Here is a 14,376-nt window from a genome sequence, read left to right on the forward strand (position 1 = left end):
GGATAGTGTCAAATAATTGTATTTTTATTTTTTGTAAAGGATGTCTGTAAACTTTGTTTCGTTTAATTAGTAGTTGTTAAGGGTATTTGCGTTTGCAGCGCCCACTTTCCGCAGGGTGGGCGGTGAGCATTTGTTGTAAATACTGCAGGGTCTCACCTATCTCACGCATCCTGCAGGAATTTCGACTTACACTCAAAATCAACCTTTACAAAGTTTAGCTAAAAAATAACTTTGTTTTAGAAAAGAACTCTTTCATCTAAAAAATTGAAATAAGCTCTTTTGTATAAGAATGACGCTCCTTACTAAATAACTGATCACGGTTAAATTGCTCGATAAGCTTGCCGTTCTTCATCACCATCATCCTCTGGCTCATTTGGCTGACAGCGGCAAGATCATGTGAAATAAACAAGTAAGATAGATTTAAAGTTTCCCGAAGCTCTGTCAATAATGAAAGCACCGCTCCTTGAGAAATGACATCGAGGCTCGCAGTTGGCTCATCGAGAACGATAAGTTCAGGCTCAATACTGATGGCCCGGGCAATTGTGACACGTTGTCGTTGGCCGCCACTTAATTCATGGGGATATCGATCGGCTAAATCAGGAGTCAGTTCAACAGCTTCAAGAAGTTGATTTACAAAGGCCTCTTTAGAAGTATAGGAAAAATGGCTAATATTAAGCTCCTTCCTATATTGAACAAATGGATCAATCAAGGAATCTTTTATTTTTAATTTTGGGTTCAATGCAGCAGATGGATTTTGAAACACGATTTGTATCTTTTTTCGATATGGTAACAGCTGACGTTCATTAAGCTTCTCAATCGGTTCACCCTTAAATTGAATTGATCCACTATCAATTGGTTCAATTCTTAACAAGCAACGAGCTAATGTACTCTTACCACAACCACTTTCACCGACAAGTCCAAGACATTCCCCTTTGTTTAGCTCAAATGAAAGATTACTTACCGCAGCTTTACTACCTTGATATGATTTTGTTAGCTGTTTCACAGTAAGGAGATTCATCCGTTTTTGACCTCCTGTAACCCTGATGGGAGGCCTCGTCCAAGTGTAGGCGCCGCCTCAATCAGCTTCTTAGTATATTCATGCTGCGGGTGGTCAAGTATACGATGCTTTCCACCTGATTCAACGATTTGGCCCTCTTTCATAACAGCTAAACGAGTCGCATATCGTCTGACATGACGCCAATCATGTGTGATGAATAAAATTGCACAACCTGTTTCGTTTTGCCGTTTTGCAAGCAACTCTAAAATCCTGTGTCCTGAAACACTATCAAGTGCCGTAGTTATCTCATCAGCAATCAATAAATCCGGTGATAATAAAAGGGCTATTGCGATTGAAACGCGCTGGAGTTGTCCACCACTAAGCTGAAATGGGTACTGATTGTACAAAGCGTCATTTAATCCAACTGATTCAAGAGCCTCCATTGACTTGTTTTGTCTTGCTTTTGCATCGAGAATACCATGAGCTCTCTGGTATTCGTCAAAATGCTGACCAATCGTTCGAAACGGTGTAAAAGAACCCTGATAATCCTGAAAAATATAGGACAATTTTTGACCGCGAATATTCCTTATTTGTTTTGCTGATAATGACAGCAAATCTTCTCCTTTAAAAAGGATCTTTCCCTCAACCCGCAAATTAGGAGAAAGCATTTGTCCAATTGCTTGTGAGAGGATGCTTTTGCCGCTCCCGCTCTGCCCAACCAATGCATACCATTCTCCTTCACGGATGGAAAGAGATACGTTCTGAACGATTTTCTTTTCTTTACTGCTAATGGATATATCGTCAATCGATAAAGTCATTGCTGCACCTCTTTCTTCACATCATAATAGTCTCGCAAATAATCCCCAAGCATATTTGTTAGTAACACAACTATTACAATAGCTAACCCAGGATAGATCATTAATTCAGGCCTTGATTGAAAGTATGGGCGTGAGTCATTTAGCATTGCCCCCCATTCAGGAGTTGGTGGCTGTGCTCCTAGCCCAATGTAAGAAAAAGCAGAAATGAGCAAAATAATTTTACCGAGATCAAGACTTGCCAAAACGAGGACATGCCCAACAATATGCGGAAATAAATGCTTACGGATAATTTTCATTGAAGATAAACCATTTGTACGGGCAATCAACACATAATCTTTTTGGGATTCTGATAGAACCGTACTTCGCACAAGACGCGCATAACTAACCCATTTGACCATCACAATAGCAAGGACAAGATTACCGATGCCTGGTCCAAGTAAACCGCTCAGAACAATCGCAACAATCATATCGGGGAAAGCTAGAAATGCATCCGCAATTCGCATAAAGATCCGATCAACAATTCCTCGCTTATATCCGGAAATAAGACCAAAAGGGATTCCAATGATAAGCGCAGCAACAAGCGCAATCAAGCTATAACCAATTGTCTGTTGCCCACCTAGCAAAAGCCTTGTTAGTACATCACGCCCTAGTTGGTCTGTTCCAAGTGGATGCTGAAGACTCATGCCTTGAAGTCGTCCATCAAGATTTGTTAATGTTGGGTCGTGCCGTAAATAAAAGAAGGCATAAATGACCATTACAATAACAACCCCTCCGCAAATCATAGCCAATATCGCTTGCCAGCTATTCTTTTTTACCTTGGGCAAATGCATCGACATTTGTCTCATCAGTTGATTCTCCTTTCTTTTAGTCTCATTTCCGGATTTAAATACCTATAAGATAAATCAACACATGTATTTACAACAAAAACGATAATGGCCATGATTAATATATACCCTTGAATTAACGGATAATCCCGTTGACGTATCGCATCAACAACAAGCTTTCCGATCCCCGGATACGCAAACAATACTTCAATCACCACTACACCACCGATTAAACTTCCTAAGCTGACTCCAAATACAGTAATAACAGGTGGCAGGCTATGGCGAAATGCATGTACTAGAAAAATTCGCCGTTCTGATAGCCCGCGCGCTCTTGCAGCACGAATAAACTCCTGACTAAGCGAATCAAGTAAGCTTGAACGAAGCAAACGAACATATACGCTAGAGATAGCCAAGCCAAGTGTCAATGATGGTAAAATCAAAGAAACAAACCCTTCTCTCCCCATTGTTGGAAGCCAATTAAAGCGGACACCGAATAAATCAATTAAAATAAGCCCTAGCCAGAAGCTTGGAATTGCAGCACCAATAATCGATAATACTCGACTTACTTGATCGATCCAACTATCTCTATATAGGGCAGATAAAGAGCCAAGTGGAACAGATACGATGAGCATAACAATTAATGCGCCGGCGGCTAGTTCGAGCGTAGCAGGCAATCCCATTAAAATCATATCTATAACAGGTTGACCAGTGACATATGACTCCCCAAAATCAAGTTGGATAAATTTAAGGAGCCAAAGCCCGTACTGAACAAGCAATGGCTTATTAAATCCCAGCTCTTCTCTTAAAGTCTCTACTTGCTCCTGACTAACAGATAACTCATCAACATTCAAAATCGTTAAAACAGGATCACCAGGTGCCATTCGAACAAATAGAAAACTAACAAATGTAATAAATAACATAAAAAATAATACTTCAAAAAATTTCCGAGTAAGAATTTGGACCATTTACTTCACATCCAACTCGTTAGTAATCATGTAATACTCACTACGCGTTGTTAGCCAATTTTTAACCTTGTTTTCGTTGTATGCAACAATCGTCGATGGATGCAAAACAAATGAATTAATCACATTGTCATGGACATAATCAGCAGCCTGTTCTGCTAATGTTGCCCGCTCCTCTTGATTGACTGTTTGATTAAGCTTGTCAATAATCGCCGTCAGTTCAGGCTCCTGGGCACCACTAAAGTTAAGAGCACCAGTTGGATGATAGGTTGCATTTAAATAATAGCCAGCATCTCCACGAGGAGCTGTTAAATTACTATATGTGGCTAAATCCCAGTCACGGTTTGACGCCATGTATTCCTCTGGAATATCAATTTGGCGAATCTCCACATCAATGCCAATTTTTTTCGCATCCGATTGAAACACTTGGGCAATTAAAGGCAAGTCCGCTCGCGCACTATAGGTTAAAAGAGTAAACTTAAGCTGCTCTCCGTCTTTTTGCATTTTCCCGTCTTCAAGTGTATAGCCCGCTTCCTCTAAAAATTTAACCGCTACATCACTCCCGGTTTTACTCTGCTCATACGTTGGTGCAAATGGTAATGATGGTAAAAATGGACCGACAGCAGGTTCTGCGTAACCTAATAAAATTGTATCAACGATCTTTTGACGGTCAATCAGTGCATCTACCGCACGACGTACATTGATATCCTTCAAACTTTTACGTTCCATATTCATCGTCATTTGATGTACGCGGAATGTCGCAGTTGATTCAACTTTAATCCCTTCTTGTGCCCTTAATGATTCCAAGCTCTCTACTTCAGGGCGATAGACGATATCTACTTCCCCAGATTTCAGCGCTAGCGAACGGGCATTTGCATCCTCATTAAAGGAGAAAGTCACCGAGTCAAGCTTTGAGGCTCCATCCCAATAATTATCGTAACGTACGAGTTCTAGCTTGCTTCCAGGTGTAAATGATTTTAACGCAAAAGGCCCTGTCCCAATCGGTTTACCTACAATATCCTCTTCTGTTACATCAATGATCGAAACATTTGGATTAACAAGTTCTGAAACAAATTCCGGAAAAGGCTCCTTAGTTGTTATATGTAATGTATAACCATCTGCTTCAATCTTCTCAATTTTAAGTGCGTTCTGTATTGCCACACTCTCCTTTAACGCTCGTTCAAGAGAGGCTTTCACCGCTTTTGCATCCATTTGTTTACCATTTTGAAACGTTACATCTTCACGAAGCTTAATTGTCCAATGTTGCCCATCCTTACCTTCCCAGCTTTCTGCTAGCCATGGTGCAACCGTTAAATTTTCTTCATCTAATCGCACTAGAGTTTCCGTTATTCCTGCCCTAAGTGGGACATAACTTGAATCAACATGAGGATCTAGAGAATTAGTAGAGAAATTATAAAGAAAATGAATATGCTTATCCTCTGCGTTTTTCTGAACAGTACTTTCAGAAACTTCTGTACAAGCACTTAACAAGCTAACACAAACTAGTAAAATACTTAATTTTAGTAAGTGAGTTTTTATGTATTTGCCGAAACTACTAAACTCTAAAAAGCCGTTCGAATTATTGCTTTTCCATAAGTTCATTATTTTCCTCCATATTATTATTTCTTTTCTAAAAACCGTAATGATTTCGATTTGAATTCCATCGTAATCATTACGATTTGACAAGTAGTAATTTCATTTTTCCTGAATCTTTTAGTATTGATCTCTGATTGTTTTATAAATACTTGCTTTCTAAATTATTTGTAACTACTCAACAATAAACGGTGGGAGTGGGTCGTGAAATTTGCTCCAGTCTTGAATCATCTCTTCGTCTGTTAGAAGGCATTCATCTAAGGCCGCTTCAATTTGTTCTTTATTTAAATCTATTCCAATAAGAACAAGTTCATTCATTCGATCTCCATAAACTTCGTCCCAACGTTCGAGCAATTCAGGTTCTTCTTCAAGAATTTTAGCTTGCTCCTGCTTAGATGCTGCAGCAATCCATTCACCAGCTCCTTGAAATATAATTGATGGTCCAGCTTGTGATAGTAAGCCTGTCATATTATTTCGGGTGGCCAGCCAAAAGAATCCTTTCGCACGGACAACTTCCACTGGCCAGTTTTCTAGCCACCTTAACCATCTTTCTGGATGGAATGGTTTTCTTCTTCGATAAACAAAGGAGGAAACCCCATATTCCTCTGTCTCGGGAGTATGCTCTTCGTTCAGCTCCTTGATCCAACCAGCAGCTTGACTAGCACGTTCAAAGTCAAATAAACCAGTATTCAAAATACTCGATAACGCCACAACAGAATATGCACTTTCAATTATCTTTGCTTCAGGATTCAATTTTTGTAAGACTAGTTTCAATTCCTCAATACTTTCTCGATCAACTAAATCAATTTTATTTAAAACAAGAACATTAGCAAATTCAATTTGATCAATGAGTAAATCGACTATTTCCCTAGTATCCGTTTCATCATTTCCCTGCTTTCGATCTAGCAGACTTTCCCCTGAAGCAAAGTCATACCAGAAACGATTTGCATCAACTACTGTGACCATCGTATCAAGCTCGCAGTATTCAGGTAGGTTAATCTTTAAGTTTTCATCAATATAGGTAAACGTTTGGGCAACTGGTATAGGCTCAGAAATACCTGATGATTCAATTAGGATATAATCAATGTCACCAGCTTTTACAAGCCGCTCTACTTCTACAATCAAATCCTCACGTAACGTACAACAAATACAGCCGTTCTGCATTTCAACTAGCTTTTCATCAGTTCGGCTAAAGCCTCCTTTTTTTACCATCGTGGCATCTATGTTAACCTCACTCATATCGTTAACAATCACCGCAACCTTTAAGTTTTCTCTGTTTTGTAATACATGATTTAATAAAGTCGTTTTCCCTGATCCTAAATAACCACTTAGAACGGTTACCGGTACCTTTCTTTTCATCTTATCTCCTCCTAATTCGTATTCATTACGATTTAAAATTCATAGGCTAGCCACTATTCTCTCCGCTGCCTGCCTAGCACCGGAAATATTTCTAGCAATAGGGCCCATCTCCAACTCTGCCAACGGTCCCATCACATATAAATGAGGACCCCACTCTAGGGCTTTATTGACAATTGGATAGCCGCAATGGGCACATGTTAAATGTTCCTCTTCAATTAGTCTCTCTATCCATCGATGACCAGGTCTTGTTGGTAAAAAACCTGTTGCAAGTAATACATGTCTAACTTGAAGTGAATTCGAGATTACGTTAAGATTCAATGTTTCCTTGTCTAAAGTATAAGAAGTAACTTCACCATCAATAATATGTAGCTTCTCTTTTGCCTCTAGTCTCTTCATTGCATATAACACATCTCTTGGAACAGAGCCTTTGAATCTAGCTCGTTTAATTTGCTCTCGACGTATTCGATAATCCTTCACCCTACTAAATGGTCCCTGACGCTTTAACCCTAACCAACCAGGATCGCTATCAAAGTCATGCACACGAAATGGATGACGTTTTATTAAAGATACTTTCCCAGGAAACTGTTGAGATAGCTTAATAGCTAGATGAGCAGCGGTAATCCCTCCGCCAATAATCGCAATAGGTGCTTTCAGCTTTGAAACTTCCTTCATGTTTTCATCAAATATATGATGAACCCTTTTTGGACAATTGACAGCAAGCTCCTCTGCCCAAGTAGGAATCAAAAGCTGTTCATTCACGCTGATGGCAATAACGACATTTTTGGATTTAAACATTTCTCCGTTTTCCGTATACACTTCCCAAAAGTCCTTTCCTCTTTGAACCTTTCCAACTAATCCTTTATGCCAGCATTTCTTTAAACCTGTTTCGAATATTACTTTATCGCAATGCTCATTAAACAATTCTAATGAGGGACGTTTATAGATCCCATAGAAATCTTTATGTACATTTGATACTTTCCTTGCAAACTGCTGTAAACTAAAAGGATCAATATCAATGTGATGAACAGACGTCGAACGAAGATAGGACATTGATATTTTAGCAGTATTTTGCTTCCATCTAGTCATAGGTTCGCTATGAGGATCGACTATACAAAGCTTTAATGGTTCGACTTTTTTATGTTTAATTAAATAGGTAGAAATAGTACATCCGTGAATACCACCGCCAATAACTAACCAATCTAGCATTTACTTCCTCCTATAGCACAAATCGTAATAGTTACGATTTATATTTTAATCAACATATCTGATAAATACAAGTTTTTTCTAGACCCAATATATTTATTTGAAATTCCTTTCCATAAACAGGCATAAGAAACAGCCCCCTACGAAAAGTCCAATATTCTTTTCAACAGTTCTAAGGTATGATAAAGTATGTCCATACAAATAATCCTATTAACAAAATTTGAATGCGAACAACTTTGAAGTGAGTGAGTGAAATGAAACCAAAATATCAAGTTCTTATTGATGATATAAAAAGCAAAATACTTTCAGGTGATTACAGTGTAGGAGAACAAATCCCTACTGAATCTGTCCTGCAGGAAACATATAATGTAAGCCGTCACACAGTTCGAAAGGCCATATTAGAATTATCGAACGAGGGATTTTTAAGAAGTGAAAAAGGATCAGGTACTTATGTAAAAAGCCAATATCAATCAAAATCAGGTGGAAAGTCCAATAAAAAAACAATTGGTGTCATCACTACCTACATTTCTGATTATATATTTCCTTCAATTATTCGTGGAATTGAAAGAAGACTAAACGAAGATAATTATTCACTGCTATTAGCTAGTACAAATAATGATGTCGAACAGGAAAAGAAAGCATTGGAGATGATGTTATCATTTGGTGTGGATGGCTTAATTGTGGAACCTACAAAAAGCAATATATATAATCCGAATATCTCTTACTACTTATCATTTAAGGAACAGGATGTACCATTTGTCATGATCAATGCTTATTATGAAGAGCTGGATGTTCCTTTCTTTCGTCTAGACGACGCAGAGTCTAGCTATCTTGCAACAAAAGAATTGATATCAAAAGGACACACACAAATCGGGCTAATTTCAAAAATAGATGATTTACAAGGAAAGTACCGAATGAAGGGATATATCAAGGCACTAGGAGAAGCAAAATTACGTTTTCAACCAGAGCATGTGCTTTTGTATGATACAGAAACAAAGCTTGACTTATATACGAACTTAAAAGAGCTTCTTACTAAAAATCGAAATGTATTAACTGCCATTGTTTGTTATAACGATGAGGTAGGATTAGAACTAGTAAATGTATGCAGACAACTTGATATTTCTGTTCCTGAAAACATATCTATTATTGGCCAAGACAATTCTTATATTGCTAAAAATGCTAACATTAAACTAACAACATTAACACACCCCCAAGAAAAAATGGGAAGAGATGCAGCTGATTGGGTCATCAAAAAGTTGCAGGGCAAAAAGGATTTACCTAATGAAAACTATTACCAACCAGAGTTAATTGAAGGTGAAACTGTAAAAGAGCTAAATAAACAGTAGTTTTGACCTTTTGTAGTTAGTAAACAACCCCTTCTAATTACTCACACCCTCCCACATTATCTCAGGTTGCCAGAAAAAAATATACTAAACTCTAAAAGGCTTCTCAAAAAATAATTTAATGAGAAGCCTTAAATTTTGGATTTTAATAGTAATTGGCTCTGCTTACCTCAACTATATGGATTTTCGGCTAAATATAAATAATGAACTAATTTATCAATCAACTATATCATTTTGATTCCCTACAATAATAGGAATGGCAATACAAGTAATATTGTAAAGTGAAGCTCCTTTCAAATATTTGTCCATACAAATTAATATTTCAATACCTAACAACTTAAAGGATACTTTCAATTTAATTATTTAAACATAATCAACCAGGTTCTTCTACCCCTTCTTAATCATTGATTAATTCTTCATATATCATCTATTTTACAGGAACTTATTAAAATTCCGAACAGTTCATTATGTCTACCTTCCGGATGATATTATTATATTCAATCATTTATCACTTATCAATAAATTTATACGAACAAATAAATTTATAATTGACAGATGTACGTTCAATTGCTAAGATTTTATACATCAAGACAGTTTCTTATGAATTTTCAGAAATGAAACCCCTTTATGAAGTTGAATTAGCAGATTCATAAAGTAATTCAACCTATTACATTATCAATTTAAGCGTTATCACGCATTATTAAGGAGTGTTTTAAGATGACAGAAGAAATATTAAATCCCATTGTTTTACAACGTGCAGATCCTTTCGTCTATAAACATACGGATGGCTATTATTATTTTACAGGCTCTCATCCTCTCTATGATCGCATGTTCTAAGAAGAGCAAAATCGTTAAATGATTTACAAGAGGCTAAGGAAGTAGCTGTTTGGTGGAAGCATGAAAGCGGACCTTTAAGTGAGTTAATATGGGCTCCAGAAATTCATCGGGCAAATGGAAAGTGGTATATTTACTTTGCTGCAGCACCTGATACAAATATTGATGACGATACGTTCAACCATAGAATGTACGTTCTTGAAAACGCATCCGATAATCCACTTGAAGGGACTTGGGTCGAAAAGGGTGAAGTTAAAACGGAAATGTCAACGTTTTCTCTTGACGCTACAACATTTTTCCATAAAGGTGAACAATATTACGTCTGGGCACAGCAGGACTTAAATATTAAAGGACACTCAAATCTATATATCGCAAAAATGGAAAACCCTTGGACATTATCTACTAAACCAGTGATGCTAACCAAGCCTGAGCTCCCATGGGAAATCAAAGGCTTTTGGGTAAATGAAGGGCCTGCTGTTTTAATTAAAAACGGAAAAGTATTTCTTACATATTCAGGAAGTGCCACTGGAGTAGATTACTGTATGGGGCTTTTAACTGCCAGTGAAGATGCTGATTTATTAAATCCAGATTCATGGACGAAAAGTCAGGAACCAGTATTCCAAAGCTGCCCTGAAAATGGTCAGTATGGACCGGGACATAATTGCTTTACAGAGTCTCCTGATGGTAAAGATACGATACTCGTCTATCATGCTCGTAACTATACAGAATTAGTCGGAGATCCACTTTATGAACCAAATCGTCAAGCACGCGCGCAAAAAATTGAGTGGGGTGAACAAGGAAATCCAATATTTGGTGTACCCGTTCCAGATAAAAGATGGACTCCTAAGACACCAGAAGTTTTAAAATAGGAAGGAATTAACTAACATGAGTAACTTAAAACAACTTAAATTCTGGAACTTCGGCGGTATGTACTATTTTTACTTCATGATCTGGGCTTTAATATTTGCCTTCTTACCATTTTGGCTAAATAAAACAGCACATCTGGATACGAGTGTTTCAGGTTTAGTATTCTCAGCAATGGCTGTAACTGCCCTTATCTTGGAACCGCTTTATGGATTAATCCAGGATAAGCTAGGCTTAAAGAAATATTTATTCGGTTTCGTTGTTTTATGCCTGTTATTTATTGGGCCGTTCGTTCAATTTGCCTTTATTCCACTTCTTCAAATTAATGCTGTATTCGGTGCAATAGTTGGTGGAGCATTTTTAAGCTTGTGTTTAAACGGTGGTGTCGGCGTCGTCGAAGCTTATATTGAACGTTCTACACGGGCAAGTAATTATGAATATGGGCATGTTCGTCTATTCGGTTCATTAGCTGGTGGAACAGCTGCATTTATTGGTGGAATCATGTTTGTACGTAACCCTTATAGTATTTTCTGGGCATGTACTGTTTCTGCCATTGTTCTAGGTGTACTCTTATGGGCACTTCGTGTCAAAAATGAAGATACTAGTAGTGAAGATTCTAAAGAGAATGAAGAAACTCCTGTTACAAAAGAAAATATCATGAACGTATTTAAAAACAGAAGCTTTTGGGGATTTTGTATCATGATGATTGGGATCGCCACAATGTTTGACGTCTTTGATCAACAATTTCCAAATTACTTTACTAGCTTTTTTGATGATGCATCTAGAGGAGAGCTCGTATTTAGCCGTATTGCCTCGATACAAGTCTTTATCGAAGCAGGTTTTATGGTATTAACACCATGGTTTATTAATAAAATCGGAGCGAAAAACGGACTGATTCTAGCAGGGATTATTTTATTTATCCGTATTCTAGGGTCTGCATTTTTCACAGAGATTTGGATGCTGTCACTATGGAGAATCCTTGCATCTATCGAAATGCCATTAATGCTTATTTCTATCATGAAATATATTACAGGTGTATTTGATGTTCGACTATCTGCAACTGTCTATATGCTTGGATTTAACTTTGCAAAACAAATTGGTATCACGATCTTCTCTTATGTAATGGGCTCCTTATATAAGACAATGGGATTCCAAAACTCGTATGTTATCATGTCATTGATGGTAATTATATTCGTTACCATTGGTGCGTTAATTATGAAGAGTGAAAGACACCAGCAGCCTACCGTTAACAATAACTTGGTTGCAAGTAGATAAGTTTCTTGAATATATCAATTTCTAAGCTTGGCACAATTAGTTTTTCTAGCTAATTGTGCCCTTTTTATTACTAATTATAGCTCTATGTACCTTCGTCGAAATTACACTACAAACTAGGTCTACCAATTATATTGAGGAAATCCAGGGTATAGTATCGGAAATGATAAAAATCTTCATGTTCTTACCGTCTGAAGATAGGGCACAATTAAGTAGTTAGTGAAGCAACAACATACGCTATTGCGGTCATTTAGTAGCCTCTACTCTCCATTAAACATGGGTATATTTAAATATTCTGAAACTTTTTATTAGATTTTGCGTAGTATTTATTACTCAACTAGAATCTACTAAAAAATTACTAATAGGAGGAATTCAATATGTTTAACCACGATCATTACGTGCCCATTTTAAAATGGAAAAGAGGTGAACGTACTGCTTTAGAACAGCTTGACCCAGCCCGCAAAAGTAATATGACACCTTTAATTGAAGTCCAACCAGTTCCTTTTAACCACACAACTGGAAACTTCAGTAAAACTATTGATGACCATTTATCTGATATCGGTAATCATATTAAGGTTGCATGGGACCAGAATAGTCCAGTATTCGTCGATTTATATACTCTATATAACAATGAGGACTTTGAAGATGATATATTAAGCAATGGACAACATCCAGTTGAATTTGTTATTGATGAAATTGAATCCAATGGGACTCCAGCAATACCTGTTACTGGAATATATCGTTATCAACCATTTCATGACGCTATTAAATCAGTTAGTAAGAAATATAACCGAGGAATCTGCCTTAGATTAGAAGAAGCTGATTTATCAGATATTCCAGTACTTATAGAAGATCTTAATAATCTACTGGAATTTTTAGAAATAGAGAAAGAAATGGTTGACATAATCCTTGATTATAAACAAATTCTCCCCCAGCAAGAACAAGAACACTTAAAAAATGTTATTTTAACGATTGTTCAGTTTCCATATTTACAAAATTGGAGAACTTTAACTTTAGCAAGTACAGCATATCCAAAGAATCTAAGACAAATCCCTACAAATAGTAGTGGTTCTCTACCAAGAACTGAGTGGAATGTCTTTCAAAGTCTTATAGGTTATGGTCTCGTACGCTTACCTGCATTTGGAGACTATAACATCTCTCATCCAGACTTTGTAAACTTAGATCCGAGGGTAATTAATATGGCTGCGGGTATAAAATATACTGCCAATAATGAATTTTTGATTTTCCGTGGTATTGGTATTAAAAATAACGGCTTTTCACAGATGGTCCAGTTATGTCAAAATGTGATAAACCATCAGTTATATTACGGTAATCACTTCTCTTCTGGTGATCAATATATACATGACTGCGCTCATCAAAATGTAACTACAGGAAACGCAGAAAAATGGGTTACTGTAGGAGTAAATCATCACTTAACGCTTGTTTCTCTTGATCTCGCCAACCTACACGTTTCTTCAGTCGTTGGTTCACCATAATTTTCAACTCATTTAATGACACAGAGTCACATAGCTTATTATAAAGAACATTTCGAGGCTTGCTTAATAAACCTTTATGCAAGCTTCTTTGCTTTAATATTTCTAAAGCCTCCTCTCTCCAAAGTAAACGGCTTAAAGCTAAAGGATCAACCGAAGAATTTTCTCTTCCTTTCCTAAGTTCTCTTAAATTTATATTATCTTTTGATTTTGTCACAAGTATAATACCCCACCATTTCGGAATCATTGCCCTTACTTCTTCTAAGTGTTTTCTTTGAACTACAATTGTCATTCTGTCAAAAACCTTACTATAATCAGTAATTTGACTTGGTAATCTCAATAAGTTATCACTTTCACTTTTAATTTCGTAGCCATGTAAGATTCCATTAATTACAGCCACATCAACTCTAGATTGCCCATGTATAACACCCATTTCATTTACAATTTTAGTGCCCTTATCTTTGGAATATCGACTGTACAAATCCTTTAATAAAGCATTACGAAGGTCATTATCCCTTAATCTATTCATTTTCTTTCACCTTTCTAAGATTACTACTAACCAAACTTAACATATTTAAGACATTATATTAAGTGTTCAATATAAATATTTATTATTCCTTTATATTTGTACTAATCTCTAAGCTATCAACATTTTTACTCAGGGTAGCAAAAATATTAGAAATACTCCGGAAGGATGTATTTTGCAAGAAAAAAGTGCATAGTTGCGCAAGAAATTTTGCAGAGTTTTGCCACCCAATCGTTTTAATTTATCTTGCACGTGATAAAGCGTTTGATAATCTATAACTTCCGCCAT

The 14,376-nt window shown here is 36.8% G+C and carries 11 protein-coding genes and 1 pseudogene; 4 read left to right on the plus strand and 8 right to left on the minus strand.

Annotated elements, in window-relative coordinates:
• Positions 1 to 256 precede the first annotated feature (256 nt).
• The 7 genes from ACTJJ9_RS22740 to ACTJJ9_RS22770 form a co-directional block, all read right to left on the minus strand.
• Positions 257 to 1,018, minus strand: coding sequence for an ABC transporter ATP-binding protein (locus ACTJJ9_RS22740; protein ID WP_440768901.1), 762 nt, complete (start codon positions 1,016 to 1,018; stop codon positions 257 to 259).
• Positions 1,015 to 1,815, minus strand: a complete 801-nt coding sequence (locus ACTJJ9_RS22745; RefSeq protein WP_440768902.1) for an ABC transporter ATP-binding protein — start codon at positions 1,813 to 1,815, stop codon at positions 1,015 to 1,017. The genes ACTJJ9_RS22740 and ACTJJ9_RS22745 overlap by 4 nt, the downstream gene beginning before the upstream one ends.
• On the minus strand, positions 1,812 to 2,660 hold the full coding sequence (gene nikC / locus ACTJJ9_RS22750; RefSeq protein ID WP_440768903.1) for a nickel transporter permease: 849 nt from the start codon (positions 2,658 to 2,660) through the stop codon (positions 1,812 to 1,814). The genes ACTJJ9_RS22745 and nikC overlap by 4 nt, the downstream gene beginning before the upstream one ends.
• The gene (gene nikB / locus ACTJJ9_RS22755) at positions 2,660 to 3,604 is read right to left on the minus strand and encodes a nickel ABC transporter permease (RefSeq protein ID WP_440768904.1); all 945 of its coding nucleotides are present in this window, start codon (positions 3,602 to 3,604) and stop codon (positions 2,660 to 2,662) included. The genes nikC and nikB overlap by 1 nt, the downstream gene beginning before the upstream one ends.
• Positions 3,605 to 5,203, minus strand: a complete 1,599-nt coding sequence (nikA, locus tag ACTJJ9_RS22760) for a nickel ABC transporter substrate-binding protein (protein WP_440768905.1) — start codon at positions 5,201 to 5,203, stop codon at positions 3,605 to 3,607.
• Positions 5,204 to 5,368: 165 nt separating this feature from the next.
• Positions 5,369 to 6,553, minus strand: coding sequence for a GTP-binding protein (locus tag ACTJJ9_RS22765; protein ID WP_440768906.1), 1,185 nt, complete (start codon positions 6,551 to 6,553; stop codon positions 5,369 to 5,371).
• Between the two features lie 39 nt (positions 6,554 to 6,592).
• Positions 6,593 to 7,759, minus strand: coding sequence for an FAD/NAD(P)-binding protein (locus ACTJJ9_RS22770; RefSeq protein WP_440768907.1), 1,167 nt, complete (start codon positions 7,757 to 7,759; stop codon positions 6,593 to 6,595).
• Positions 7,760 to 8,010: 251 nt separating this feature from the next.
• On the opposite strand from ACTJJ9_RS22770, the gene ACTJJ9_RS22775 reads away from it, so the two are divergent.
• From ACTJJ9_RS22775 to ACTJJ9_RS22790, 4 genes and pseudogenes are all read left to right on the plus strand, one after another.
• Positions 8,011 to 9,102, plus strand: a complete 1,092-nt coding sequence (locus tag ACTJJ9_RS22775; protein ID WP_095302231.1) for a GntR family transcriptional regulator — start codon at positions 8,011 to 8,013, stop codon at positions 9,100 to 9,102.
• A gap of 714 nt (positions 9,103 to 9,816) precedes the next feature.
• A pseudogene (locus ACTJJ9_RS22780) lies at positions 9,817 to 10,802 on the plus strand (glycoside hydrolase family 43 protein).
• 16 nt (positions 10,803 to 10,818) lie between these two features.
• The gene (locus ACTJJ9_RS22785) at positions 10,819 to 12,072 is read left to right on the plus strand and encodes an oligosaccharide MFS transporter (RefSeq protein ID WP_440768908.1); all 1,254 of its coding nucleotides are present in this window, start codon (positions 10,819 to 10,821) and stop codon (positions 12,070 to 12,072) included.
• Between the two features lie 374 nt (positions 12,073 to 12,446).
• A complete protein-coding gene (locus ACTJJ9_RS22790) occupies positions 12,447 to 13,565 on the plus strand; it encodes a beta family protein (protein ID WP_440768909.1) in 1,119 nt (372 codons plus the stop codon).
• Here the strand turns inward: ACTJJ9_RS22790 and ACTJJ9_RS22795 are convergent.
• Entirely contained in the window at positions 13,480 to 14,091 is a 612-nt protein-coding gene (locus tag ACTJJ9_RS22795) for a sce7726 family protein (RefSeq protein ID WP_440768910.1), read from the minus strand. The genes ACTJJ9_RS22790 and ACTJJ9_RS22795 overlap by 86 nt on opposite strands.
• Between the last annotated feature and the right edge of the window lie 285 nt (positions 14,092 to 14,376).

It is taken from the genome of Metabacillus sp. 22489 (genome assembly GCF_052044855.1).
Classification (GTDB): Bacteria; Bacillota; Bacilli; order Bacillales; family Bacillaceae; genus Metabacillus; species Metabacillus niabensis.

Coding starts and splice junctions, on each gene's coding strand:
- ACTJJ9_RS22785 (WP_440768908.1), top strand. CDS start 10,819: ATGAGTAACTTAAAACAACTTAAATTCTGGAACTTCGGCGGTATGTAC.
- ACTJJ9_RS22765 (WP_440768906.1), bottom strand. CDS start 6,553: ATGAAAAGAAAGGTACCGGTAACCGTTCTAAGTGGTTATTTAGGATCA.
- nikB (WP_440768904.1), bottom strand. CDS start 3,604: ATGGTCCAAATTCTTACTCGGAAATTTTTTGAAGTATTATTTTTTATG.
- ACTJJ9_RS22775 (WP_095302231.1), top strand. CDS start 8,011: ATGAAACCAAAATATCAAGTTCTTATTGATGATATAAAAAGCAAAATA.
- ACTJJ9_RS22795 (WP_440768910.1), bottom strand. CDS start 14,091: ATGAATAGATTAAGGGATAATGACCTTCGTAATGCTTTATTAAAGGAT.
- ACTJJ9_RS22770 (WP_440768907.1), bottom strand. CDS start 7,759: ATGCTAGATTGGTTAGTTATTGGCGGTGGTATTCACGGATGTACTATT.
- ACTJJ9_RS22790 (WP_440768909.1), top strand. CDS start 12,447: ATGTTTAACCACGATCATTACGTGCCCATTTTAAAATGGAAAAGAGGT.
- nikA (WP_440768905.1), bottom strand. CDS start 5,203: ATGAACTTATGGAAAAGCAATAATTCGAACGGCTTTTTAGAGTTTAGT.
- ACTJJ9_RS22745 (WP_440768902.1), bottom strand. CDS start 1,815: ATGACTTTATCGATTGACGATATATCCATTAGCAGTAAAGAAAAGAAA.
- nikC (WP_440768903.1), bottom strand. CDS start 2,660: ATGAGACAAATGTCGATGCATTTGCCCAAGGTAAAAAAGAATAGCTGG.
- ACTJJ9_RS22740 (WP_440768901.1), bottom strand. CDS start 1,018: ATGAATCTCCTTACTGTGAAACAGCTAACAAAATCATATCAAGGTAGT.